Origin of the sequence: Nocardia brasiliensis ATCC 700358 (genome assembly GCF_000250675.2) — a bacterium.
In the GTDB taxonomy this organism is placed as follows: Bacteria; Actinomycetota; Actinomycetes; order Mycobacteriales; family Mycobacteriaceae; genus Nocardia; species Nocardia brasiliensis_B.
Genome location: NC_018681.1, coordinates 7,459,067 through 7,485,275 on the forward strand (window position 1 = coordinate 7,459,067; position 26,209 = coordinate 7,485,275).

The 26,209-nt window shown below is 69.9% G+C and carries 13 protein-coding genes; 2 read left to right on the forward strand and 11 right to left on the reverse strand.

The window, feature by feature from the left end; all coding sequences use genetic code 11:
• Window positions 1-20 precede the first annotated feature (20 nt).
• Complete coding sequence (locus O3I_RS45960; RefSeq protein ID WP_014987397.1) at window positions 21-944, reverse strand: CAP domain-containing protein; 924 nt, start codon at window positions 942-944, stop codon at window positions 21-23.
• 42 nt (window positions 945-986) lie between these two features.
• The gene (locus O3I_RS33150; protein ID WP_141692132.1) at window positions 987-1,727 is read right to left on the reverse strand and encodes a hypothetical protein; all 741 of its coding nucleotides are present in this window, start codon (window positions 1,725-1,727) and stop codon (window positions 987-989) included.
• An 870-nt stretch (window positions 1,728-2,597) separates the two neighbouring features.
• Here O3I_RS33150 and O3I_RS33155 point away from each other — a divergent pair.
• The gene (locus O3I_RS33155) at window positions 2,598-3,611 is read left to right on the forward strand and encodes a LysR family transcriptional regulator (RefSeq protein WP_014987399.1); all 1,014 of its coding nucleotides are present in this window, start codon (window positions 2,598-2,600) and stop codon (window positions 3,609-3,611) included.
• Window positions 3,612-3,615: 4 nt separating this feature from the next.
• Here the strand turns inward: O3I_RS33155 and O3I_RS33160 are convergent, their stop codons facing one another.
• The 6 genes from O3I_RS33160 to O3I_RS33185 all read right to left on the reverse strand — a co-directional run bounded on the left by O3I_RS33160 (window position 3,616) and on the right by O3I_RS33185 (window position 8,729).
• The gene (locus O3I_RS33160) at window positions 3,616-4,641 is read right to left on the reverse strand and encodes an alpha/beta fold hydrolase (protein ID WP_041563021.1); all 1,026 of its coding nucleotides are present in this window, start codon (window positions 4,639-4,641) and stop codon (window positions 3,616-3,618) included.
• Between the two features lie 238 nt (window positions 4,642-4,879).
• Window positions 4,880-5,470 carry a hypothetical protein gene (locus O3I_RS33165; protein ID WP_014987401.1) on the reverse strand — a complete coding sequence of 197 codons (591 nt, stop codon included), beginning with the start codon at window positions 5,468-5,470 and terminating at the stop codon, window positions 4,880-4,882.
• A gap of 183 nt (window positions 5,471-5,653) precedes the next feature.
• Window positions 5,654-6,958 (reverse strand): lysine N(6)-hydroxylase/L-ornithine N(5)-oxygenase family protein, encoded by a 1,305-nt coding sequence (locus O3I_RS33170; protein WP_014987402.1) that lies wholly within the window; start codon window positions 6,956-6,958, stop codon window positions 5,654-5,656.
• A complete protein-coding gene (locus tag O3I_RS33175) occupies window positions 6,955-7,209 on the reverse strand; it encodes a phosphopantetheine-binding protein (RefSeq protein WP_014987403.1) in 255 nt (84 codons plus the stop codon). The genes O3I_RS33170 and O3I_RS33175 overlap by 4 nt, the downstream gene beginning before the upstream one ends.
• Before the next feature lie 30 nt (window positions 7,210-7,239).
• A complete protein-coding gene (locus O3I_RS33180; protein ID WP_014987404.1) occupies window positions 7,240-7,887 on the reverse strand; it encodes an isochorismatase family protein in 648 nt (215 codons plus the stop codon).
• 32 nt (window positions 7,888-7,919) lie between these two features.
• Window positions 7,920-8,729 carry a 2,3-dihydro-2,3-dihydroxybenzoate dehydrogenase gene (locus tag O3I_RS33185; RefSeq protein WP_041563022.1) on the reverse strand — a complete coding sequence of 270 codons (810 nt, stop codon included), beginning with the start codon at window positions 8,727-8,729 and terminating at the stop codon, window positions 7,920-7,922.
• A 160-nt stretch (window positions 8,730-8,889) separates the two neighbouring features.
• On the opposite strand from O3I_RS33185, the gene O3I_RS33190 reads away from it, so the two are divergent.
• Window positions 8,890-10,446, forward strand: a complete 1,557-nt coding sequence (locus tag O3I_RS33190) for a (2,3-dihydroxybenzoyl)adenylate synthase (RefSeq protein WP_014987406.1) — start codon at window positions 8,890-8,892, stop codon at window positions 10,444-10,446.
• Between the two features lie 55 nt (window positions 10,447-10,501).
• On the opposite strand, the gene entS is transcribed toward O3I_RS33190, so the two are convergent.
• Genes entS through O3I_RS33205 form a run of 3 tightly spaced genes read right to left on the reverse strand, consistent with a single transcriptional unit; the run spans window position 10,502 to window position 26,180 of the window.
• The gene (entS, locus tag O3I_RS33195; RefSeq protein ID WP_014987407.1) at window positions 10,502-11,758 is read right to left on the reverse strand and encodes an enterobactin transporter EntS; all 1,257 of its coding nucleotides are present in this window, start codon (window positions 11,756-11,758) and stop codon (window positions 10,502-10,504) included.
• Window positions 11,755-12,759 (reverse strand): Fe2+-enterobactin ABC transporter substrate-binding protein, encoded by a 1,005-nt coding sequence (locus O3I_RS33200; protein ID WP_014987408.1) that lies wholly within the window; start codon window positions 12,757-12,759, stop codon window positions 11,755-11,757. Before O3I_RS33200 ends, entS begins: the two co-directional genes overlap by 4 nt.
• Window positions 12,756-26,180 (reverse strand): non-ribosomal peptide synthetase, encoded by a 13,425-nt coding sequence (locus tag O3I_RS33205; RefSeq protein ID WP_014987409.1) that lies wholly within the window; start codon window positions 26,178-26,180, stop codon window positions 12,756-12,758. Before O3I_RS33205 ends, O3I_RS33200 begins: the two co-directional genes overlap by 4 nt.
• Window positions 26,181-26,209 lie beyond the last annotated feature (29 nt).

A 26,209-nucleotide genomic window follows, 5' to 3' on the forward strand; every position in this document is an offset into this window, starting at 1 on the left:
TTTGTGGCTTACCTATCGAGTCAGCGATGACTCGTACGAGCGGCCAACTGCTCGAAGACATTTCGAATAGGGGCGTCGAAGCCGTTGCTCCACGGATCCCAGGACGACTCGGCACTGTCGTCCGAACCCCAAGGGTCCCAAGCGGAATCGCCCCACGGATCCCAGGAATCGCCCGCGCCGTCGGAGCTTTCACCCCAGGGATCCCACGAATCGCCGCCACCGTCGGAACCGTCCCCCCACGGATCCCAGGAATCGCCGCCGCTGTCGGACCAATCGCCCCACGGATCCCACGGCGAGCCCCCGTCTGACGGGTTCCCACAGTCACCGTCGGAGGGATCGCCACCGCCGGGCTGGCCGGGCTGGCCGGGCTGGCCGGGCTTATCGGGTTTGCCCGGCTGGCCGTCGGTCGGCTTGCCGGGTTTACCGTCCGTCGGTGTACCGGAGTCGGGCCGGCTCGACGTGCCGAAGTTCTGGGTCCAGTACGGAGTTCCGTTGCGCGCCTTCGCGTATCCGACCCCGATATCGCGCAGTCCGCAGTTCAGGATATTGGCGCGGTGCCCCGGGCTGTTCATCCACCCGTCGACCACGTCGGCGGCACTCTGGTATCCGGCGGCGATGTTCTCCGCCCAGGTCTGCGGCTTGTACCCCGCCGCGCGGATCCGTGCGCCCGGATCGCCCTTCGACGAGTTGTGATCCATGAAGTTGCCGGCGGCCATATCCTCCGAATGGCCCTGTGCGGCTTGGGTGAGATGACTTTCCGCGCGCAACGCCGGACAACCGGCCTTGGCGCGTTCGTCGTTGGTCAGACTGATCACCGCATCGGTGGGCGATTCGGCCGAGGGTGCGGCCTGAGCCGCGGGGGCTCCGGCAAGAGCGGCCACGGCAATCGCCGAGGCGCCGACAGCGGTGGACAGAGACAGCATGGTCGCTGGCGAGAAACGCACAATTTCCTTCGTGAAGTTGTCGATTACCTTGTTGTTCGGTTGTCAGCCGACGCTCGGGCCGAGCGCGAGCGGAGCCCACTCGGCGTCGTCGTCGGTCACATAGGCCGAATCGTCAGCGGCATAGGCTGATTCATCGGTCTCGTACGCCGAGTCGTCCTCGGCGTAAGTCGAGTCATCGGCTTCGGCAGGCGCATCATCGTCGGCGTAGGCCGAGTCATCGGTCTCGGCAGCCGCGTCATCGCCGTAGGTCGACTCGTCGACTGGTTCCACCTCGTCGTTCGAGACGACCGCCGCGTGCCTGGGCGCACCGCCAGGCGCCGGTGCGGGTGCAACACTGGCGAGCAACTGGTTGATCCCCTTGGCCACCTCGGGACCGATCGCGGCGTTGCCCGCGCTGAGCGCCGCCGCGAGCGCCTTGATCACCACGCGCATCGGCTCCTGCAAGGCGGGGCCGCCCAGCTCGAGCAGTTTCTGCGCACTCTCGATCAGCGCCGCCGTGTTGCCGGTGTCCGGCTCCGCGCGCTCCGGACGACTCGACTGTTGCGCGGGGGCACCGACTTGCGGCCGTTGCGCCCGCGCGTCTGCGGGCGTCCGCGAAACAGGCACGGCCACCGTCGGTTCCGGTGCCGCGGTCGCGCCGTCGCGAACCGCACCCCCTGCGTGCGGCGCCGGCTCGCCGGCTCCCGCGTTGGCCGAGACCGCCATGCCGATCAGCGTCACCGTGGACAGCATCGCCATCCGGGCGGGGACATAGGTATTTCTCGGCGCGCTGTGCTTACCCAAGATGTCTTCCTTCGAAATGGCCGATCGTCCATCGGATCGACTGAGTCGAATTGATCGCCGATTCCGGCCGGTCGCGACACTGCGACCGGCCGGACCGGCTAGCCGCGACTCTGCGGTCTAGTACGCGGTTCCAGCGTGCTGGCTTCCGATTCGAAGCGTACGAGCGCCGCAGACACCCGACAAGGCGGCGAGAACATTCTTACATCGAATCAAGATCCCAATTAACAGGCGTTGGATCGGCGATCACGGTCAGATCACGTACAGCGTCGAAACGGACAATTCTCCGATCACGACGCGATCACGTAAACCGCGCGATTCATAGCCGTTCCGCCATATCGCGAGAGTTGTCGCAACGCACAACCCCGATTGTCATTCGATACAAGATGTCTACCGGTTGTTAGCCGCTCTAACATTGCGTTAAGTTTCGATTGAATAAGCACCCCACGGCCCATACTTCGAGACCGACACGGTTACGATCCAGTATCCGATGAGCACGATGCAGGGGCGCGCTCGACGGACCCAGAAGGCGGTTCAGCAGCCATCACCCCAGGTAGCGAGAGCAAGCGAGTCAGTGTGCGAAGTGGCAAGGTGATCCAGATAACAGAACGATAAATACTTCCACATTGACGTATCCTGCACCCGCGTAGATACTGACTCCGCGCAAGTCGGCACGATCTCCGAGTTAGTTCTTTCCCGGCCATCGCCGAACCATTCGAGATATGAACGCACGGTAAACGGAAAGAGCCGGAAGTCGAAGTCGATCGACGCTGATCGGCAACTGCCACGACTCGGCGACGGATGCTCACTTAAATTTCAGTGAAGGACCGCAAGTGCGGTAGATGAGCCGAAGGCTCGATATGAAGGTTGCCGATGTCTGATTATCCCTTGCTCACTTCCAACACGATCACGTTGCGGCAGTTCGATTACTTTGTGAACACGGTGCAACTGGGTTCACTGTCCGCGGCGGCGCGCCGATTCGGAATAACGCCGTCCGCGATGTCGCAGCAGATCGACTCGCTGGAGAGCTCGCTCGGCCGGAAACTGTTCGACCCCCGATCCCGAAGATCGAGGCTCACCAAGTTCGGCCGCGAGTTCTTCACCCAGGCCTCCGATGTCGTCGACTCGGTCCGGCAGGCGATGGCCATGGGTCAAACGTTCGGCGACGGCGTCATGACCGTCGGCACGACGCCGACGATCGCGCAGAAACTGTTGCCGCCGCTGATCTATCGGATGCGGCTGGAGCGCAATATCGACAACATCGAGGTCCGGTCGTTCACCGATATCCGCGAACTGCATTCCACCCTCGACGAGGGCGCGCTCGATCTCGCCGTCGGTCCGCTGGAGCGGTCCACCGCGAAGGTGTTCCACTGCTTCGGCGAGGAGGAACTCGTCGTCGTGTGCCACCACAGCCATCGCAACAGCTTCGACGGCTCCTGGAAGCAGTTGATCGAGGCGCCGTGGATTCGCTGCGGCGCGAATTCCGATCTCACGGATATCCTTTCCCGCGAGGCGGGCCGGGCCGGCGTGCACATCCGCTTCGCGGTCCGCGCGCCCGACGTGTCCACCGCCTTGAGCCTGGTGGAACACGGTGTCGGCGTGGCACTGGTGCCCCGCATGGCCTTGCACGGGTCCTCGCGCCTGGTGTCCATCGTCCGGCTGCCCCGCCCGATCCGGCGCGAACTGACGGTGCACGCCCGCGACAAATCCCCGTATGTGGAGAAGTTCCTGGACGCGATCACCGACACCGAACTCGTCCGGAAGTTCGGCGCCGCAGGACTGTTCGATATCCGGCGCCCGAAGCTCGAGTCGGCGTCGCGGCAGCAGGTGCCCGCCCAGATCGGCGCCCGTGACTCCGCTTATATCCCCGAGGCCAAGGCGCAGTGAGGTGTTACGGCCGGACCATCGAGTTCGCCCAGTCGATGACTGCCGCCTGATAGTCGCGAGTGTTGCGCGCCAAGTTGACCGAATGCCCGCTACCGGGCAGCACGAAGGCGCGCAACTTCGCGGCCGGGCCGAAGTACTGGGACTCCGACGCCAGCAGGGTGGCCGAGTCCGTGCAGACCGAATAGTTGGTGCCGCAGGACAATCGATCCCGGCTGCCGTTGACGAGCAGCACCGGCGCCGTGATGAGGCTGGACATACCGGGCAGGGTGGAGGTCAGGCCGTCGGGATATTCGGTGAGCGAGAAGACTTCTTTGTTCTGTTCATCGACCGCGAGGACCTGCGGGTCGACATTGCCGGGATCGAAGAAGTCGCGCAGGCGGGTGCCCGGCCGGGACACCAGGTAGCCGGAGTCGAGCCCCTGCCCGGCGAACTTGGGGTCCTGCACCGCCGGATAGTAGGTGGAGATCACGCCGAGGGTCTCCGGAATATTGAGCGAATGCGAATATCCGGTCAGCACAACGCCGTCCACATCGTGATGCCTGGTCGCCTCGATCACCGCGGTACCGGAGGTCAGCGAATGCCCGACGCTGATCACCTTCGCGAACGGCGCGGCGCCGGCGAGCCCGGCGCGCAGGGCCTGCACGATGTCGTGCAGCGCGTCCGCGGTGGCGGTCGCGGTGAGGGTCAGGCTCGGCGGACGCGTGCTGTCACCGTTGCCGAGCCGATCGACTACGAGGGTGGCCAATCCGGCGGCGTTCATCGCGCGCCGGAAGTTGTAGGTCTCGGGGGCGTACTGGAAATCCCAATAGGAACCGTTGTAATTCGACCCGGCCATGAGCACCATGACCGTATCGGCCGTACCGTCGGCGGGCAGGCACAATGTCGAGGCCAACTGACCCCGGGCTACCTCGAAGGGAAAGGATCGGCAATTGTCCGAGGCCGGTGCGGGATCGGCCTGCGCCACTCCCGGAACGACGCCGAGTAGAGCTGCTGCCGCCAACGCGGCCAATGTTCGAACCGAGATCCGCACGCGACGAGCTCCTCGAAAGTGAGATGCGCAGAACGCCCGTCCGGCGTCCCTGTCCAGCAACTAGTCAGGCAGGCTATCGCCAGCGGGGAGCACATCGCAAGGAATGCCGCGGATTCGAACGCGCGCGTCGGCGGCACCGAACTCGTTGCGGGGCAAGCCACTCCAGGCGACTCGGTCGCAAAAGTAACGAACCGCCCCCTTGTGAGGGGCGGTTCGCGCTGTCGACCCGGGTCAGGTCTTACTTGGCCGGGTTGAACGGCTGGTTGATCGTGGTGAAGTACTGAATCGCCGCACCGATCGCCACCGGGGCGGTGATGAAGATCTGGCCCGCGACGGTGCCGAGCGCGCCCATGGCGGCCGCGCCGCCGAGGCCGCCGACCAGGGTGGCGATGCTCGCGCCGAGGCTGATCGTGCCGGTCATGCGGGACCAGGCGGCCTGCTCACGGTCGTACTCGCTCTTCCACGGCGCCTTGTCCTCGAACGGCAGCGCGACCGGCTTGTAGACGGCCTTGCTCATGTCCAGCTGCGGGGTCAGCGTCGCCGTGCGGCCGGCGATATCGGCCGCGATCGGGAACTCGAACTCGTCGAGCCGGAACTTCAGGGGGGTGCCCGCGACGACGTTTCCGTTGGCGGCCTTGATCTTCAACGCGCCGTCCTCGACGACGATCGAGCCGGCGTCCAGGGAGACGATGGCCTGCGTGTCGGTGGACTCGGCGGTGAAATTGATCGGCGCGTCGGCGGCGGCCGGGTCTGCGGCCGCGGTGCCTGCGGCGACACCGAGTGCGGCGATCAGCATGGTGGCTGTCGCGGCGAGGTTCCTCATCAGCATTCTTCGAAGTCCTTCGTAGGTGTGGTCGGGATGCCGGAAGCTTAGGATAGCCACACCTTATTTTGTCAACATGTTCGTTGTCACTGTTTAGAATTACTTAAATGCGCGCGAACCACTCGGATGCCAAGTCCGACACCGAGTTTCGCACATGCCGCCCGCGGGCGGGGCCTGGAGATCGCGTAGCTACCTCCCCGCCCGGTCCGCCGCACGATCGGCCCGCGCACCCGTCGCCGCCCGCGCGACCGAGCGCACGATCTCGCCGGTGCGCACCGCGATATTCGACAGCAGCGACGAGGAGAGCCCGTGCGTGTGCTCGGTGCCGCCTTGCAGATAGATATCGCCGGGCAACGGCGCGGTCGGCACCAGCCGGTAGTCCCGGGTCACCTGGACCTGCCCGCTCTCGAACGCGACGGATTCGGCCAGTTCCCCGAGTACGGTCCGGACGTCGCCGGGCCGGAAACCGGTGGCGCACACCACCGCATCGCACATCAGGGTCTCGGTCAGGCCGGTCGGCCCGTGCGTCACGTCGACCCGGACGCCGCTGCCGGAATCCTCGATGCTCGCGACCGTCGAGGCCCCGTGCATGAACAGCCGCCGATCACCGGCGACCCGCTCCGCGTACTCCTGCGCGTACAACCGCTCGATGAGGGAGGGCTCCACTGCGGAATAGTTGGTGCCGCGGTGATAGGTCATCAACTGCCGCCGCAACTCCGGCGAGGACGCGTAGAAGTCGTCCACCGCGGCCGGGTCGAAGATCCGGTTCGCGTACGGACTGTCGTCGGCCGGGCTGAGCCCGTACTTGCCGAACACCGCGTGTACTCGCGCGTCCTCGTAGCGCTGATGCAGATGCCCGACCACCTCGGCCGCGCTCTGCCCCGCACCCAGCACCACGAACCTGTTGTGCCGCAACCGCGGCAGCGTTTCCAGGCTGGGCAGCAGGCGATGGCTGTGGAACACTCGCGCGCTCGGGGCCACCCCTTCCGGCAAACGCGCCGAAAGGCCCACGGCCACCACGATATTGCGCGCACGCAGCACGCCGGGCGCGGCACCGTCCAGCTGAATCTCGAAGTAGTCGCCGGCCGCGGCCACCGACACCGCGGTGGTGCCGAAGGACACCTCGGCGTCCACCGTGCGCGCCGCCCACCGCAGGTAGTCCTGGAACTCCAGCCGGGTGGGCCGGAAGGTCGACAGGTTGATGAAATCGGTGAGCCGGTCGTGTTCTTTCAGATAGTTCAGGAAGCTGTACCTGCTGCGCACATTGCGCTGCGTGACAAGGTCTTTCAGGAACGAGATCTGCATTGTCGCGCCGGGCAGCAGCATGCCGGGATGCCACTCGAAACGCGCTTTCGTCTCGACGAACCGGGCACTCAGCCGCTCGTGTGAACGGTCTTGGTTGTGCTCCTCCAGCGCGATCGCCAACGCGAGATTCGAGGGCCCGAAACCGATCCCGGCGATATCGACGATCTCGTCACCGGTGCTGCCCGTCATGTCCGATCCGCGTGACCGGGTACCAGGACGTCGAGCCAGACACCGAGCACCGGCTCGGCGGCCAGGGTGGCGAAATCCGCCTCCGTCGCGCCATTGGCCCGCCACTTCTCGACCAGCGACATCAACCGCACCGAATCCAGGCCGGCGTCGGTGAGATCCCCGTCTTCGGGCACCTCATGCGGTGCGACGCCCAGTGCCGCCGCGATATCGGCGATCACATCCTCGCGGCCGATGGTAACCGGCTCGGTCATAACACTCCTCCAACTAGTCGAAAGCCCGGGTCAGGCCGCATTCGATTGCCGCAGCGCGTAATCCAGCGCGTCGGTGGTGGTCACCGCGCCACAGCGGCGGGCGACGTAGTCCATGGCCATGAGGTGCTCGTCCCGGCCGAAGTCGGCGGTCGCGTCCAGCACCAGGAACGGCTGGATGTCGTTCATGAACGCCTCCGCCGCGCTGAGCATGCAGCCCATGTGCGCGTAGACGCCGGTGATGATCAACTGGTCGCGGTTGTAGTGATTCAGCAATTCGCGCAGATCGGTGCGCTGGAACGCGGAGTAGCGCCACTTGGTGACCTGGATATCGGAGGGCCCGGGCGCCAGTTCGGCGACGACCTCGGCCTCGGGGCCGTTGCTCAGTCCGCTGCCCCAGAAGTCGGCGAGAATGCCACGCCGCGAGGGGTGCTGGTCACCGGGCTGCATGGTGAAGATCACCGGGACCCCGGCCTCGGTGCACTGCTTGCGCAGGCGCCGGATGTTCGCGACGGCGGTCGAGATCGGTTCCTGGTCGAGCTGGTACGCGTCGATGAAGTACCGCTGCATGTCGTGGATCAGCAGCGCGGCGCGCGACGAATCCAGCGTCCATGGAACCCGATTGACGGCGACATCGTCGCGCGCCGGTATCGAATACGGTGCGATCGGCGGGATAGCCAACAGTTATCTCCTTGTGGGTCGGAACAGAGCCGTCATGCGTCGAACGTCGCGCCGCCATCCACCCGCAGGTCGTGCATGGTGATATGGCGGGCGCGGGGGGAAGTGAGGAAATAGATGCCTTCGGCGACGTCCTCGGGCTGCGCCACCCGGCGCAGCGGGATGCCGAGCCGGAAGCGCTCGGGATCGCCCGCGAGCACCTGATCGCGGGCCGCGGCGGGCAATTCGGTCGCGGTGTGGTCCCACATGCCGCGCAGCATGGCGGTGTCGGTGGAACCGGGCGAGACCATGTTCACCCGCACGCCCGCGGCGGCCACCTCGAGCCCGAGCGCCATGGCGAACGCGGCGGCCGCGGCCTTGGACGCGCTGTAGGCGGCCATGCCGACCCGCGGGGTGTTGGCGGCGTTCGACGTGACGACCACGATCGAGCCGCCACCGCGCGCGGCGAGCAGCGCGGCCGCCCGGCGGGTCACATTCATCGTGCCGGTGGCGTTCACGGCCAGGCACCGATCCCATTGGTCGCCGGTCAGTTCCGCGATCCTGCCGGTTTCCAGCACGCCCGCGGCGTGCACCACCGACTCGAGCGGGCCGATCCGCTCGACCGCGGCGGCGAAGGCCCGATCGACGGACGCGGCGTCGGTCACGTCGACCTGTTCGGCGTGGGTGTCGACGCCGGTGCGGCTCGACCGGATCTCTTCCGCGGTGCGGTGCACTGCGGGATCGTGGTCCCATAGGACCACGGGGGCCGCGGACCGGGCCGCGAAAATCTGTGCCGCAGCCCGTCCGATGCCACCAGCAGCACCGGTGATGATCACACCGCCACCACTTTTACCATCTCGAGACATATGCTTAGCCTAACCTTAATTCTTGATGAAAGTAAACCAAGTGTGATCAGCACGTGAGGAGCTCGTCTTGTCCACGCAATCCGACCTAACCCCTTGGCCGGCAAACGAAGTCGATACCTACCGCGCCCTGGGCTACTGGTCCGGAGAAACCTTCGGTGACATGCTCACCAGCCGCGCGGCCGCCACACCCGATGCGGTCGCCGTGCTCGACGACCGCAATCGCTGGACCTACGCCGAGCTGGAGACCCGGGCCAGGTCGCTGGCCTCGGGTTTCCTCGATCTCGGTATCCAGCAGGGCGATCGGGTGCTCGTGCAACTGCCCAATATCGCCGAGTTCGTCGAGGTGATCTTCGGCCTGTTCTACGCGGGCGCGCTGCCGGTCTTCTGCCTGCCCGCGCACCGCCAGGCCGAACTGCTCCCGATCGCGCAGGCCAGCGGCGCGATCGCGATGATCACCTGTCACCACCACCAGGGCTTCAACCACGCCACGCTCGGCGCGGTGCTGCGCGACAGCGCACCCGAGCTGCGGCATCTGATCCTCGTGCCCGACCACCGGCGCCCCGCCCTGCCGCCGGGCGGCACCCACGGACTCGACGACCTGCGCGCCGCACCACGCGAGTTGCCCGGGGTCGACCCGTCCGGCATCGCGTTCCTGCAGCTCTCCGGCGGTAGCACCGGGACACCGAAGCTCATCCCGCGCACCCACGACGACTACCTGTACAGCGTGCGGCGCAGCGTGGAGATCTGCGGACTCGACGAGACCAGCGTCTACCTGGCGGTCCTCCCGGTGGCGCACAACTTCCCGATGAGCTCGCCGGGCATCCTCGGCGTGCTGTACGCCGGCGGCACCGTGGCGATGGCCATCGAACCCTCCCCCACCACGGCGTTCGGCGCGATCCAGCGTTTCGGCGTGACCATCACCGGCCTCGTGCCGCCGCTGGCCAGACTGTGGGTGGAACGCGCGGAAGCCGGGACGGACTACGACATTTCGAGCCTGCAGGTGCTGCTCGTGGGCGGCGCCCGCTGCCCCGACGAACTGGCGCGGCGGATCGCCCCCGCGCTCGGGGTCACCCTGCAGCAGGTGTTCGGCATGGCCGAGGGACTGGTCTGCTACACCCGCCTCGACGATCCCGAAGAGGTGATTCTGGCCACACAGGGCAGGCCGATGTCGGACCACGACCGGATCGCCGTCGTCGACGAGCAGGGCGAGCCGGTACCGCCCGGCACGGACGGTCTGCTGATCACCAAGGGCCCGTACACGATTCGCGGGTACTACCGCAATGCCGAGGCCAACGCGACCTCGTTCACCGAGGACGGCTGGTACCGCACCGGTGACGTGGTCAACCTGCGCCCGGACGGCAACCTGGTGGTGAAGGGCAGGCTGGGCGACCGGGTCAACCGCGGCGGGGAGAAGATCTCGGCCGAGGAGATCGAGGCACATCTGCTGGACCATCCGTTGATTCGGGACGCGATCGTCGTGTCGGTGCCGGACGAGCGGCTGGGCGAACGCAGTTGCGTGTTCGTGCTGGCGACCGACCCGGCCACCCCGCCCGCGCTCGGCCAGATCCGGCAGTTCGTGCGCGAGCGCGGCGTGGCGACCTGGAAGATCCCGGACCTGCTCGAGGTCGTCGAGAGCTTCCCGGAGACCGGTGTCGGCAAGATCAGCCGCCGGTCCCTGCGCGCCGCGCTCACGGCGCAGGCGGCGCAGTCCTCCTGATGCGGCCGCCCGTCGAGGTGAGCCGGAGGGCTCACCTCGACGGGCCGTACGGGTCCTAACGGTGCTCGGCCGCCTGCCGGTCGGCCGCCGAGGTGGCCAGCCAGACCGGACGCGAGACCGCGCACAGCAGCAGCCCGAATACCGCCGCGCCGCAGCCGTAGACGAGCAGCGCGGTATCGGGGGCGAAATACTGACCGAGCACGCCGGCCACCAGCGAACCGACGGCGGTGCCCGAAACCGCCTGCACCAGCCACAGACTCGACACCCGGCCGCGCAGGTCGTCGGGGGTGTGCTGTTGCAGCACCGCGAAGCGGAAGGTGTCGTTCACCGCGCGCCCCAAGCCGAAGCCGGCCAGGCCGAGCACCGCGAAAACCGCGGTGCCGCCGACGCCCACCACGATCAGCGCGACGGGCAGCAACACCACCGAGGCGAGCAGTGCCCGCCCGTTGCGGTGCACCCGCCCGGTCCAGCCGCTGGTGAACAGCCCGACCAGCGCGCCGGCCGCCGGTGCGCCGTACAGCCAGCCGAGCACGGCCGGGCCCGCGCCGAGCACCGTGTCCGCGTACGCGGGCAACAGCACCAGCGGACCGCTGACCAGCATCACGGCCAGCCCGACCAGCAGTGTGCCGCGCACGATCTGGTGACCGAGCGCGAACCGCAGGCCGGTCAGCAGCGCCCGCAACGGCGGCTCGTGCACCGAGCCGCTCGGCGGATGCGCGCCCACCTCCTGGAACAGCGTGACGGTGAGCGCCGTGGCGGCCGCCGCGACGAAGTAGGTCACCGAAACCCCGCTGGCGGCGATGATCACGCCCGCGAGTCCGGGCGTGACGACGGTGCCCAGTTCCGTGGTGAGCGTCATCAGCGCGCCCGCCGCGGCCAGCCGGTGCCTGCCGACCAGCGCCGGCGTCAAGGCCATCAGCGCCGAACTGCTCACCCCGCCGGCCACGCCGTCCAGCACCGCCGCGCCGTAGATCACCCACAGCAGTGGATGATCCAGCAGCGCGTTCACGCCGAGAATGAGGAACCCGACCCCGGCCAGCGAACGCGCCAGCTGAATGGTGCGCCGCCGATCGTGCCGGTCGGCCAGCACACCGCCGGACAGACTGCCCGCGAACATCGCGACCGCGGTCACCACCGAGACGCCCGCGACGTGCAGGCTGGACCCGGTGAGCTGATAGACCTGCACGGGCAGCGCCACCATCAGCAGCCCGATCCCGAGCAGCGAGATCAGCCGGGCCGCGAAGACATAGCGGAACGCCTTGCTGTCGCGCAGCGGTGAGATATCGATGACGAGGCGACGCAGCACGCTCATCCGAAGGTTTTCGCGATGGTGTCGAGCGTGGTCAGCGCGCCGTGGTAGTCGGGGCGGTAGCTGGTCGCGGGCAGTTCGTAGACCTTGCCGTCGCGGAACGCGGGCAGCCGCGCGTACAGCGGGTTCTGGCCCAGCTCGGCCGCGCTCGGCCCGCCGACCGGGATCACGATGGCCACCGGCGCGTCGGCGACCTTGTCCAGCAGTTCGAGGCTGACCTGGAAGGAGTCACCGGATCCGTACAGTGCCGGGTTCCCGGCTTTGGTCAGCACGTCGTCGGCGACGAAACCCAATTCACCCAATTGGCTGGGCAGCGCCGCGGTCTGTGGCACCACGAACGGCTCCTTGTTGGCGACCGAGAGCAGGTAGACCACCTTGCCGGTCGGCACCTTGCCGGCCGCCTTCACCTGCGCGGCCTTGTCCTGGTAGGCGCTAAGCAGCGCGGGCACCCGGTCGGCCCGGCCGGACGCGTCCGCGACCATCCGCAGCTGCTCCTGCCAGTTGGTCACCTTCGTGGGCACCAGCACGGTCGGCGCGATCGCGGTGAGCTTGTCGTAGAGCTCGCCCGCCTGTACCGCGGTGATGCCCTGCCCGCCACCGATGATCAGGTCCGGGTTCGCGTCGGCGACGGCCTCGATGTTCAGTTCGGCGCCGGCCGGTAATTGCTTGGTGCCCTGAGCTTTCGCCTTGTCCGCCCACTGCGGCGGGAAGCCGCCGTCGAGGTTGGTGATGCCGATGACCCGGGTGTCGGTGGCCACCACCGGCGCGTCGAGCGCGTACAGGTAGTCGGCCAGGCTGCCGCTGAGCACCACGATGCGTTTGGCCTCGTGCGGCACGGTGACCGCGCCCCGATCCGTGGTGATCGTCCTGGTGTGCTCGCCGGCCGCGGTGTCCTCGGACGACGAGCATCCGACTACGAGGCCCAGCGCCATGGTCAGTCCGCCGAGCAGGGCGACTGCCCGCCGCATGCGTCCGGCGCGGCCGGACGTTCGGGTCGACTTCATCGGTCTCCTTGTGTTGAACGAACTTTCATCCCCAGCTCCCGCTCGATCAACGGGGTGAGCTCGGCCCAGCCCGCCGCAGTGACGAGCCCGGCGTGGTCGAAGGGCAGATGGTGCACCACCGGGTCGAGCCCGAGCGCACGCCAGCCCGCGGCCAGCTCCTCGCCCGGCGCGGCCACGGCATCGTGCGGCCGATCGGCGGTGAACAGCGTCAGCGGGCCGGTGTAGTCCGGAACCGCCGACACCGCCAGCAGTCGCACGCATTCGGTGAAACCGGCGCGCAGCGCGGCGTGCAACTGCGGATCCGCGCTGCCGATCTCCGGTGCGAGCACGGTCAGCAATTCGGTGACGTCCGCATCGATCTCGTGTTCGGCGCCCGCCCGGCTGCCGAGCGGTGCGGCATCGATCAGTCCCGCGAAGGCGACCTCCTCGCCTGCCGCGCTGAGCTGGGCCGCCATGGCGTGCACCACATTCCCGCCGAACGAGTAGCCGAGCAGGTGGTACGGCCCGCTCGGCTGCTGCGCGCGTACGGTGGCGACGTACTGCGCGGCCAGCTCGTCGATCGACGCGGCGGCCGGCGCCGCGCCGCTCAGCGTGGGCAGCTGCAACCCGATTACCGGCCGTCCCGCGGTCAACCGAGTCGCCAACGGCAGGAACTGCCAGGCGAATCCGCCGGCCGGGTGCACGCAGAACAGCGGCGCTTCGGCACCGCCCGCGCGCAGCACGAGCACATGCTCACGGCCCGGGGCCGACGACTCCGGCTCGGCCGCAGCGCCCTGGGTGCGGTCCAGGTGCGCGGCCAGTTCCGCCACCGTCGGCCGGGCGGTCAGCGTGCCGAGCGAAATGGTCACGCCCAGTCCCCGATCCAGCGCGCCGAGCAGCCGCATCGCGCGCAGCGAATCGCCGCCGAGGTCGAAGAAGCTGTCCTCGATGTCCACCTCGGCGAGCTCGAGCACCTGCTCGAACACCGCGCACACCGCCCGCTCCCGGGCCGTCTCCGGCGCCCGGCGCACCGTGCGACGCTCGGGTTGCGGAAGTGCCGCCCGATCCAGCTTTCCGTTGGGCGTCAACGGGATCGCGTCGATCACCACGATCTCGGCGGGCACCAGCGCGGCCGGGACCTTGGCCCGCACTTCCGGGCGGAGATCGCGGGGCGCGCAGCCCGCGTCGAGCACCACATAGCCGAACAGTCGTGCGGTGCCCGCGGAGTCGGCGCGGACCGTCGCGGCGGCCCGCCGGACGCCGGGCAGCGCAGCCAGCGCGGTCTCCACCTCGGCCAGCTCGATGCGCACGCCGCGGATCTTCACCTGATGGTCGGCCCGGCCGAGGTACTCCAACTCCCCATCGGCCCTGCGGCGCACCAGGTCTCCGGTCCGGTACATCCGGCCGCCGTCGGGGGCGAACGGATCCGCGACGAACGTGCCCGCGGTCAAGCCCGCCCGATCCCGGTAGCCGATCGCGATGCCGTCACCGGACAGATACAGCTCACCCTGCGCGCCGACCGGCACCTCGGCCAGACCCGAATCGAGCACCCGCGCCTTCGCATTGCGCACCGGGCGGCCCAAACAGGGTGTGGCACTGCCGGATACCGGCGAGCCGAGCGCGTTGATGGTGAACTCGGTCGGCCCGTACAGGTCGTAACCGGTGGCCACCGGATGTTCGCGCAGCAGCGTCCACAGATCCGGCGGCACCGCCTCACCGCCGAGCAGCACCAGGGCAGGCACATGCGCGCCGGTGAGCAGCCCCGCCGCGAGCAGTTCCCGTGCGTAGGAAGGCGTCACGTTGACCGCGTCGATGCCGACGTCCTGGTAGTGCGCGACCAGCGCGGCGGGCTCCAGTCGCGCCTGCTCGTCGATGACGTGCACCTCGTGCCCGGCGAGCAACCAGAACAGTTCCTCCCACGACATGTCGAAGGAGAACGAGACGGTGTGCGCCACGCGCAACCTGCCCCGGTTCGCGCGACGGTCGGTCGGGCCGAAGATCTCGTCGAGGTGGTTGTGGTACATCGTGGTCAAACCGCGATGACCGATCACCACGCCCTTCGGGCGACCGGTCGAGCCCGAGGTGTAGATGACGTAGGCCGGTTGATCGGCGCAGCTCGGACCGGCCACCGCCACCTCGGGCACCGGGGGCGGCGGCACCGCACCGTCGAGCACGCGCGCCACGTCGGGCTGATCGATCAGCAACTGCACCCGCGGTCCGCCGTCGCCATCGATCACGCTCTCCCGATGGGTACCGGTGCTGATCAGCGCCGATGCCGCGCTGTCGGCGAGCAGCGCACGCAGCCGGGCGGGCGGGTGGGTCAGATCCAGGGGCAGATACGCCGCCCCGGTGCGCATCACCGCGAAGATCGCCACCACGTGATCGGCGATGCGCGGCAGCGCGAGCGCGACCACATCGGTGATCCCCACGCCGCGGCTCGCCAGCAACCGAGCCATCCGGTCGACCCGATCGTCCAGTTCCCGCGCGGTCAGCGCGACCGGTCCGCACACCAGCGCAAGGGCGTCCGGGGTTGCGGCGGCCCGTTCGCGCAGCAGGGCGTCGACGCTGCCGCCGGGCTGCCCGGGCAGCGGCACGTGCACCCGCTCCGGCGTGAACTCCGGCGCGGCGGCGACCGGCACCGCGGTGTCCGCGACCACCGTGCGGCCCGCGACGGTGTCCGGTGCCGCGAGCTGTTCGAGGATGGTGACCAGCCGCGCCAGCATCTGCTCGGCCAGCCCGTCCGGGATCAGATCGGCCCGGTGTTCCAGGGTGATCCGCAGCGGATCCGACCCCGCGCCCGGATCGACATCGAGGGTCAAGGCGTAGTGCGTGCTGTCCACCGCTTCGCGCCCGACCACGCCGGTGCGCGCGAAAACGTCTGCGGCGCCGCTCTCGTCGCGCGGCAGGTTACGGAAGACATAGAGCGTGTCGAACAGCGTCGGGTATCCGGCCGCGCGCTGGATGCGGCCCAAGCCGAGCTGCTGGTGCGCGACGAGACCACCCTGCTCCCGCAGCATCCGGTGCAGCAGATCCAGCAACGGCTCCCCCGGGCGCACCTGGACACGTACCGGAATCGTGTTGAGCACCAACCCGATCATCCGTTCCGCGCCCGGCACCTCGGGCGAGCGCGCGGAGACGGTGGAACCGAACACCACATCGTCGAGCCCGGTACTCGCGCGCAACGCCAGTCCCCACGCGGTGGACACCACCGTGGACAGGGTGACCTGGCCGTGCCCGGCCAAAGCGCGCAGCGCCGCGGAGGTCGCCGCGGGCAGTTCGATCCGGGACCGGCCCGGCAGCGGTGACCGGTCCGTCGCCCCGGTGCCGACGAGGGTCGGCTGCCGCAGGTCGGAAAGATAGGCGTGCCAAGCCTTTTCCGACGCGCCGTGATCCAGGCCGGCCAGCCAGCGCAGCTGGTCGCGGAAGTCGGCGGCAGGTTCGAGCGCCACGTCCAGCTCGCCGGCGGAGCTGGTTTCGGCCCGCTCGTAGAGGGTGAACAGTTCGGTGAACAGCAGGGCCAGCGACCAGCCGTCGATCAGCAGGTGATGCAGTGTGAAGACGGTGCGGCTGGTGCCGTCCGGCAAACGCACCAGCACCAATCGGATCAGCGGCGGTGCGCCGAAATCGAAAGGCGTGCGGTATTCCTCGTCCGCCAGCGCCGCCACGGCAGCCGCGGCGTCGTCGGTCGTGCGCAGATCGACTTCCCGGCACGGTGTTTCCCACGCACCCGGAATGAACTGCACCGGTGCGCCGAAGCCCGCGTGGGTGAAACCGGCCCGCAGGTTGGCGTGCCTGCGCAGCACCGCGTCGAGGGCGCGGCGCAACAGGTCGGCGCGGGCGGGCCGGGCGGCCTCGAACACGAAGCTGACCTGCATGTGATACGCGTCCGACCCCGCGGCCCGATCGACCACGGACTGGAAGTACATGCCCTCTTGCAACGGACTCAGCGGCAGCGCTTCCTGCCACGCCGGGCACAGCGCGTCCAGGCGGGCACGCTGATCGGCGTCCACGGTGACGAGTTCTGTCGCGGCGACGGGTGCGGCCGCGGTGTCCGCCGCCGTCGCGGCCGCGGCCAGCTCGCCCAGGGTCGGGTGTTCGAACACGTCCGCGACGCTCAGCACCAAGCCGTGCCGCCGTGCTCCGGTCACCAGCCGCACCGAGGAGATGCTGTCGCCGCCGAGCGCGAAGAAGGCGTCGTCCGGGCCCGGTGCGGCGATGCCGAGCACCTCGCCCGCCAGCGCGCACAGCGTCCGCTCGGCGGCCGTGCGGGGCGCGCGACGCGCGGTGTCGGTCCGGGTCGGCTCGGGCAGCGCGGCCCGGTCCACCTTGCCGTTGAGCGTCAACGGCAGCGCGTCCAGCACCGCGATCGCCTGCGGCACCATGTATTCGGGGAGAATGCCCGCGACGGCGGCGCGTACCGCCGCCGGGTCGAGCGTGCCGCCCGGCGACGCGACGACGTAGCCGAAGAGCCTGCCGGTGCCCGCGCTGTCCGCGCGGACCGTGGCCGCCGCCCTGGCGACCCCGGCGACCGCACGCAGCGCGGACTCGACGTCGCCCAGCTCGATCCGGAAGCCGCGCACCTTCACCTGATCGTCGCTGCGGCGCAGGTATTCCAGCCGTCCGGCGCGCTGCCGGACCAGATCACCGGTGCGGTACAGCCGCCGGCCGGGCAGATCCGGATCCGGCACGAAGCGCGCCGCGGTCAGTTCCGGCTTGCCCAGGTAGCCGCGAACCACTTGCGCGCCACCGAGATACAGCTCGCCCGCCACGCCCGGCGGCACCGGGCGCAGATGCTCGTCCAGCACTCGCGTGTGCACGTCGGTCCACGGTGCGCCGATGGTGACCTGCTCGCCGTCGCGCAGGTCGCGCGCCGTCGCCCACACCGTCGCCTCGGTGGGCCCGTACACATTCCGCACCGACCGGCAAGTGGCGACCAGCGCCACCGCGAGATCCGCGGGCAACGCCTCACCACCCACCAGCGCGCGCACCGCGGCCAGCCGCGGCGCGTCTTCGTGTTCGACCAGCACGCGCCAGAGCGAGGGCGTCGCCTGCACGAGCGTCGCGGCGCTCTCGGCGATCAAGGCGTGCAACGCGTCCGGGTCCCGGACGGTGGCCCGATCGGCGAGCACCACGGTCGCGCCGACGGTCAACGGCAGCAGCAGCTCCAGGACGGCGATATCGAAGGACACCGTCGTCACGGCCACGATCCGATCGCCGCGGCCGATCCAGCCCTCCCCGCCGACGGTCTCGGCGAACGCCGCGAGATTCGCCGTGGTCACCATGACGCCCTTGGGCTTTCCGGTCGAGCCGGAGGTGTGGATCACGTAGGCCAGGCGCTCGTCGGCCGGCCGCGGCAGCGGCAGCGCGACCGGATCCGGTTGTGCCGCACCGTCGGTCAGCACCGTGGGCGGTCCGCCCGCAGGCAACCGATCCGCGAGATCGGAACTTGTCAGCACACACACCGGGGTCGCGTCCGCGAGCATGTACGCGAGGCGATCCGCCGGGTAGTCGACATCGAGCGGGAGGTAGGCGGCGCCGAGGCGCAGCACGGCGAGCAGTCCGGCGATCAGATCCGTCGAGCGGGCCAGCGCGACGCCGACCACCTGCTCCGGCCCCGCGCCCGCGGCCAGCAGCAGCGCGGCGAGATCCGCTGTCCGCGTCGCGAGTTCGGCATAGGTGAGCGAGTCCGCGCCGCAGACGACGGCGGTCGCGTCGGGGGTCGCACGCACCTGGTCCGCGAAGCGCACCGCGACGCCGGGCGGTGTGGTCGAGCGCCGCGCCGGATCACGCGCCGGATCGGTTGCGGTCAGGGCGGTTTCGAAGATGCCTGCCGTCGGCTCGGGCACGACCCGCTCGAGCACGGCGACCAGGCCATCGGCGAGCGCGTCCGCGGTCGCGGGGTCGAAGAGGTCGGCGTCGACCACCAGACGCAGGTTCGCCTCGTCCAGTGCGCCGGCATCGGCCAGCCACACCGCCGTGTCGAAACGCGCGGCGGTGGTGACCGGGGGCACCGGTTCGACCACGAGCCCGCCGAGCTTCGGGGCGGGGGCCGCCGGTTCATAGGCGACCATGGTCTGGAAGAGCGGATGCCGAGCCAGCGAACGCGGCGGAGCCACGGCGTCGACCACCCGCTCGAACGGTGCGTCCTGGTGCGCCAGCGCGTCCAGCGCGGCGACCCGCACGCGAGCGAGCAGCTCCGCGAAACTCGGACGGCCGCTCAGATCGCAGCGGACGACCAGGGTGTTGACGAAATACCCTACGGTGTCACCGAATTCGCCCGCGTCGTCGTCCAGCACACTGTCCCGATGCGACACCGTGCTGCCCAGCGGTATATCGCGCCCGGCGCCGAAGGCCGACCAGGTGGTGGCCACCGCCGCCTGCAACACCATCAGCGGACTGACGCCGTACTCGCCGCACAGCTCGGTGATCGCCGCGCGTAGTCCGGCAGGCAGCGGCCGGAGCACGGTGTGCCCGCGGTACGCGGCCCGCGCCGGGCGCGGCCGGTCGAACGGCAGCTCCAGCTCGGCGGGCAGACCCGCGAGGGTGTCGCGCCAGTACGTCAGTTGCCCGGCGTAGGCGTCCTGTTGCTGGCGGCGACGCTCCCGCGCCGCATACTCGCGATAGTCCGTGCCTGCCGGAGACCACTGGGGCGCTTCGTCTTTCACCCGCGCCCGATACGCGGTGTCCAGGTCGTCGAACAGCGGGCGCAGCGACGTGGCGTCGAAGGCGATGTGGTGCACGACGAGTACCAGAACGTGGTCGTCGGGCGCGACCTCGAGCAGCGTGGCCCGCGCCGGTGCCGCGGCGGTGATGTCCACGGGCTGGGTCAGGCAGGCCGCGACGGCCGCGTCGAGGCCTTCCGCACCGACCGCGTGCCAGTCCAGTCCTGCCGCCTCGGCGGCCGCGAGCAGGTGCAACGTGGCGGATCCGGCCGCGTCCTGCGGATAGGTGGTGCGCAGCACCGGATGTCGCGCCAGCACGTCTCGCCAGGCGGCGGCGAGCGCGTCGTTGTCGAGCGCACCGCGCAGCCGGACGACCACCGGCACGTCGTAGGTGGTGGACGGTCCTTCCAACCGGTGCAGGAACCACAGGCGCTCCTGCGCGGGCGACAACGGCGCGCCGGAACCCACGCGGTCGAGCACCGCGGGCGTGAAATCGGTTGGGGCCGTTGCTACTTCACTGGTTTCGGCGACCGCGCGCTGCCCGAAGCGCCGCGGATCGATCTGCGCCCGAGCCGCGAGGGTGCGCGCCGTCGGCGCGTCGAACACATCGGTGATCGCGACCCGGACGCCCAGCCTGCGCAGTTTGCCCACCAAACGCATGGCCGTCAGCGAATGCCCGCCCAGCGCGAAGAAGTCGTCGTCGGGACCGATCGAGGCAAGCTCGAGCACTCCGGCCGCGCCCTCGCGGATCGCCGACAGCACCGCATCGTCGGCGACACCGGGACTGTCGATCACCCGCGGGCGATCCGGTGTCCGAACCGGCGCACTCGGCGTCACCCAGCCGGACATGTCGAGCAGTTCGCCCACGCGCGTGCCCTCGGCCTCGACCACCGTGCGCAACACCTGCGCGATCCGATCGATGATCCGGCCGACCGTCACGTCCGCGACAGCGGCCCGGTCGTGGTAGACCACCAACTCCAGTCGTTCGCCCGGTGGGGCGAGCAGCGTGACCGGGTAGTGCGTGAGTCCGTGATTGTGGAAGCCCGCGATCCGCAGCTCGTGCGATTCAGGCTGCTGCGCACCGGAGTTCGGGAAGTTCTCGAACACCACCAGGGTGTTGAACAGCTGGCCCAGCCCGGCGGCGCGCTCGATCTCGGCCAGACTCGCCTGCTCGAATTCCTGCATGGCGAACTGTGTTTCCTGCAGTTCGGCGAACAGGTCGAGCAGCGGCCGCTCCGGCGCGAGGGTGCAGCGCACCGGAATGGTGTTGGTGAACAAGCCGACCATGGCTTCGACGCCGGGTAGTTCGGCCGGACGACCGGATACGGTCGCACCGAAGACGACGTCGGCCCGCTCGGTGAGTTCGGCCAGCACGACCGCCCAGGTGCCCTGCACCAGGGTGTTCAGCGTCAACCCGCGGCGCCGGCCCAGTGCGACGAGCGCGGCGGCCTGTGCTTCGGACAGCGGGACCGGCACCTGCCGGAAGTCTTGTGCGCCGGTCGATGTCGTGGACAGCAGACTCGGCGCGGCCAGACCCGCCAGCCTGGCCGCCCACGCGTCGCGCACCGCGCCTCGGTCCTGCCGGGCGATCCATGCCAGGTAGTCGCGGTATGCGGCGGGGGCAGGCAGTTCGGCGCGGTGGTAGAGCGCGAGCAGCTCACGCAGCACGATCGGGGTGGACCAGCCGTCGGTGAGCAGATGGTGCGCGTTGAGCACCAACCGGTGCTGCGCGTCGGGCAGGTGAATCAGCAAGGCGCGCAACAGCGGCGAGCGATCGACCACGAAATGATGTGCGGCCGCTTCGGTTTCGAGCCGGTCCGCGGCGGCGACCGCGGTCCGCACGGGCAGCGCGGACAGGTCGGCGTAGCGCCACGGCATCCGCAGCGTCCGGGGAATGGCCTGCACGGGCCGGTCCAGCGCGGTGTAGTGGAATGCGGCGCCGAGATTAGGGTGCCGGGCGAGTACGGCGTCGAAGGCCGTCGCCAGCCGCTGTTCGTCGAGCGGCCCGGTCAGATCGATCCGCGCGGTCAGGGTGTACACGTCGGCCGCGCCGTCGCGGATCGCGTGGAACAGCAGACCCTCTTGCAACGGCGAGAGCGGCAGCAGCGCGGCCAGCGGTCCGTGCAGGGCTTCCAGTTCGTCGATGCCGTCCTGCGTGGCCGGGACCTCGGGGCAGTCCGACGGCGTCAGCCCGCCCTCGAACAGCACCGCGTGGGCGGCGAACGCCTCCAGCGCGAGTTCCCAATGTTCTTGCAGGGCGGTCACCGTCGCCGCGCCGAGCACCTCCCCCGCTGCCGTCCATTCCACGGCGAGCCGGGGCGCGCCCTGCTCGTGCACGAACGCGTTGAGCGCCAGCACCTCCGACAGGGCCTTGCCCGCGGGTTCGCACACCGCAAACGGATCTTCTTCCGGCAGTTGCCAATCGGTACCGGGCGACGCGGCGAACCGGCCGAGGTAGTTCAGCAGCAACTCGGGTGCGGGTGTGCTCGCGAGATCGGGCGCGGTCCGCGGATCCAGGTGGCGCAGCACGCCGTAACCGACGCCGCCACCGGGCACGGCGCGCTTGGCTTCCTTCACCGCGCGCAGCAACCGGCCGGCCGCCGCACCACCGGCGAGGGCCTCGGCCAGTCCGGCCGCGGTGTCGATACCGTCGGCCGGTGCCCAGACCGGGTACTCGCTGGTGAACCAGCCCACGGTGCCCGCGAAATCGGTGTCCGCCGCCAACGGGTCGCGTCCGTGTCCCTCGACGGTGACCGGCCGGCCCGCCTCCAAGGCCTCGCCACGGCTGTGCCGCCACGAGTTCACCGCGAGCAGCAGGGCGGCGAGCAGGACGTCGTCGGCACCGGCCCGGTACGCCACGGGCAACGTGGTGAGCAGGGCCTCGGTGATGGCCGCAGCAGCGAACGTTCTGGTGCGCACCGCGCTTCGCGCGTGATCACGGCGCGGGTCGAGAGCCCGTGCACCCAGCGGGGCCGTCGTCGCCCGGCCGAGCGCCGCCCGCCAGTGTTCCGCTTCCCTGGCGTAGGTTCCGGCCGTGCCGGCCTCGGCCAGCATCGTGGCGTAGCGCCGCCACGAACTGCCTTTGGACACCAACTGCACGGGCTGCCCGTCGCGCGCCGCCCGGCACGCGGCATGCAACTCGGGCAGCAGTACCCGCCAGGAAACGCCGTCGACGGCAAGGTGATTGGCCACCACGAGCAGCCGATCCGGTGCGCCCGCCGGGGTCCGGGCCAGCGCGACGCGCAGACAGCGGCCCGCGCGCGGGCTCAGCTGATCGGCGAGATCCTGTGCCAGGGCCGGTATCCGGGAGACGTCCTCGACATCCAGCTCGCCGAGAATATCCGCGGCCTGGACGGAGCCCGGCGCGCCGATGGTGAGCGTCGGCGGCGTCGTTTCCGTGTCCAGCACGGCACGCAGCGCGTCGTGCCGGTCGAGCATGGCCTGCACCCCGGACCGTAGCTGCGCGAAATCCAGCGTCTCGTGCAGGGCGAGCACGGTCCACTGGGCGTACCCGGCGATCGCCGCCTCGTCCGGGTTCGCGTCGAGCAACGCGCGCACGATCGGCGGCAGTGGGACCACGCCGGTCGGCTCGTCGTCGGTCACCGCGCGCGGCTCGTCGGCGAGGCGGTCGGCGGTTGCCGCAATGGTGCCCAGATCGCCTTGGGCCAGTATTGCTTTCGGCTGGACGAGCAGGCCGTGCGCGCGCAGCCGGCTGCTGACGCTGATCGCGGTGATGCTGTCGCCGCCGAGCCCGAAGAACTCGTCGTCGACGCTCACCGCGGGCCGGCCGAGCACCTCGGCGACCACGGCGCACACGGCGCGCTCACGATCGGTGCGCGGCGCGCGGCCGCTCGAAACCAGTTGCGGCGCGGGCAGGGCCGCACGATCCAGCTTGCCGTTCACCGTGGTCGGCAGGGCGTCCAACACCACGAGCACGGACGGAACCAGATGGTCGGGAACGGTTTTCGCGAGCCGGTGCCGCAATTCGTCGGCCCCGTCGAGTCGCTGTCCCGACGCGGGCACGAGATAGCCGATCAGCTGAGCCAGGCCCGCGGTGCTCCGGATCACCGCCGCCGCGGCAGCCACCCCGGGCAGTGCGCCCAGGATCGCCTCGACCTCGCCCAGCTCGACCCGGTGGCCGCGGATCTTCACCTGATTGTCGCCGCGGCCGAGGAATTCGTAGCCGTGGCCGGTGCGCCACCGAGCGCGGTCGCCGGTGCGGTACATCCGCGCACCGGGTGTGCCGAACGGGTCGGCGACGAACCGCTCGGCCGTCACGACTTGGCGGCCGAGGTAGCCGCGCGCCAATTGCGGCCCGGCGAGGTACAACTCGCCGACCTCCCCATGCGGGACGGGCTGCAGTGCGCTGTCGAGCAAATAGGTGCTCATCCCGACCAGCGGTCCGCCCACGTGCGGCACGGAACCGGACACCGGCGCAGTCAGCGCGTCGACGGTGGCTTCGGTGGGGCCGTACATGTTTCGCGCGGCCACGCCCGAGGCGACGATCGTTTCCCACAGCGCGGGCGAGGCCGCCTCGCCGCCGAAGAGCAACAGCTGCGGGCGATGTCGCGCGCCGAGCATGCCGTTGTCGATCAACGCGGCGGCCATCGACGGCGTGGTGTCGACCACGTCGATCCGGTCGGCGGCGAACGCGGCCACCTGCGCGGCGGCGTCGCGCTGCAATTCGGCGTCGTAGAGGTGCACCCGATGCCCGCACAGCAGCCACAGCAGCTGATCGAGCGCCGCGTCGAACGCGAAGGACGCGGTGTGCGCGGTGTGCAGCTGCCTGCCGCCCACCCGATCCGCCGCCTCGGCGTAGATGGTCGAGCGATGGTGGTGCAGCAGATGCGCCGCGCCGCCGGAGCGGACCAGGACGCCCTTGGGGCGCCCGGTGGAGCCGGAGGTGTAGACCACATAGGCCAGATGTTCGGGGTGACGCGGCGCGGCCAGCTCCGCCGCGCTCAGCGGGCCGTCCGGTGCGGCGTCGATAAGCGCACGAACGGCACTGTCCGACAAGCTGATCGGGGTCGGCCGGGCCTCGCCGGCCAGCACCTCGGCCAAGGCGTCCACCGCGAGCACCTGCACGGGGCGGGCGTCGTCGACGATATCGCGCAGCCGCTCGGTCGGGTGCTCGGGATCGAGCACCAGATGCGCCGCGCCGGCATGCTGCACGGCGAGCATCGCCACCACGATCTCGGCGGTTCTGGGTAGCGCGAGACCCACGATGTCGTCGGGTCCGACTCCCCTGCCGCGCAGGAAACGGGCCAGCTGGTGCACCTGTCTGCCGAGATCCGCTGCGGTGAGCCGGGTTTCGCCCGCGACCAGGACGACGCGCGCCGGGTACGCGGCCACCATCCGGTCGAAGGCCGTGGACAGGTCTTCCGGCGTACCGGGCAGCGCCGCACTCGCCCGCTCGGCGAGGATCCGTGCCGCGTCCGCGGGCGGGTAGGGCGCGACCCGCCCGATCGTCCGATCCTGTCCGTCGGTGAGTTCGCCGATCACGCGGACCAGCCCGGCCATGCGCCGCTGCACCGTCTCCGCGTCGACCGAGCGGGCATCGACCTCGAAGCCGAGCTGGATCCGTCCGCCGGACAGCGGGGTGACGGTGAGCCCGAGGTCCTCGGGCGGACCACCGGCCACATTCCGCAACGTGCCGACCGCGCCGGCGAAATCGAGGGCGACGTCGAAAGCCTTGAGATTGACACCGATCCCGTGCAGCAGCGCGCCGGTCTGCGCGGCGCCGAACTCGCGGGCCAGGTTCTCGCCGCGGTACCGCTGGTGCGCCCGCAGGCCGCGCAGGGCGTCGGCGACCCGCCTGCTCAGCGCGCCGATCCCGTCGTGACCGGACACCGCGAGCCGTAGCGGCAGCACATTGACCGCCATGGACGGTGTGGTCAGCGCGGTGCGGCCGACACGAGCCATCACCGGCAACGCGATCACCACGTCGGTCTCGCCGAGCAGCCGGTGCACGAATCCCGCGTAGCCGCCGACCAATACGTCCGCCCAGGTGGTGCCGTTCGCCTCGGCCACCGCACCGACCCGGGCCATGAACTCGGCGTCGAGCACGGCGCGCGCCTGATGCGTGTGCTCCGCCGGTCCGTCCGGTTGGCTGCCGCGCCCGTCCAGCGACGGCAGCGGGGTGAGCAGGTCGCGCCAGTACGCACGATCCTGTTCGAACTCGGGTCCGGCCTGGTACGCGGCGTCCTCGGCGACCAACGTCGTCATCGAACCCCAGCGCACCGGCGCGACGGCGGTGCCGCGCACCAGGGCCGTGTAGTGCGCGGCCACCCGACGCGAAACCAGTGCCGCGCTGTACCCGTCGATGATCAGGTGGTGATAGAGCTGGATGCACCACACCTCGTTGTCCGACAGGCGCAGCAGGGTGTAGTTGAACAGCTGCCGATCGACCATCCCCCGGCACGCCCGCGCGGCCCGGATCCGCTCCGCCTCGACCGCGCGATGCGCGGCGGCGGTCGGATCCGCCTCGCCGCGCAGATCCACGGTGGGTCGCAGCTGCGCCGCGGCGTCGGTGATCCGCTGCCGCGGCCCGTCCGCGCCTTCGCTGAAACGCAAACGCATGGTGTCGGATTCGGCGATCGTGCGGCGAATCGCGGTGTCCAGCAGATCCAGATCGATGGGTTCCGGTCCGGCGATCTCGAGCACCTCGCCGACCAGATAACCGAGGGTGTCGGGGTCGAGCCGTTGGGCGTTCCAGATCCCGAGTTGCGCTCCGGTCAAAGCGAATTCATCGTGCCCGTCCACCGCCGGAAGATCCGTCACAACCCATTCCTCAATCTCGAGCCACACAC

Bases quoted from the DNA above. Each gene is read 5' to 3' on its own strand.
- O3I_RS33155 (WP_014987399.1), top strand. From the start codon at position 2,598: ATGTCTGATTATCCCTTGCTCACTTCCAACACGATCACGTTGCGGCAG.
- O3I_RS33165 (WP_014987401.1), bottom strand. From the start codon at position 5,470: ATGCTGATGAGGAACCTCGCCGCGACAGCCACCATGCTGATCGCCGCA.
- O3I_RS33170 (WP_014987402.1), bottom strand. From the start codon at position 6,958: ATGACGGGCAGCACCGGTGACGAGATCGTCGATATCGCCGGGATCGGT.
- O3I_RS33175 (WP_014987403.1), bottom strand. From the start codon at position 7,209: ATGACCGAGCCGGTTACCATCGGCCGCGAGGATGTGATCGCCGATATC.
- O3I_RS33185 (WP_041563022.1), bottom strand. From the start codon at position 8,729: ATGTCTCGAGATGGTAAAAGTGGTGGCGGTGTGATCATCACCGGTGCT.
- O3I_RS33190 (WP_014987406.1), top strand. From the start codon at position 8,890: ATGCTCACCAGCCGCGCGGCCGCCACACCCGATGCGGTCGCCGTGCTC.
- entS (WP_014987407.1), bottom strand. From the start codon at position 11,758: ATGAGCGTGCTGCGTCGCCTCGTCATCGATATCTCACCGCTGCGCGAC.
- O3I_RS33200 (WP_014987408.1), bottom strand. From the start codon at position 12,759: ATGAAGTCGACCCGAACGTCCGGCCGCGCCGGACGCATGCGGCGGGCA.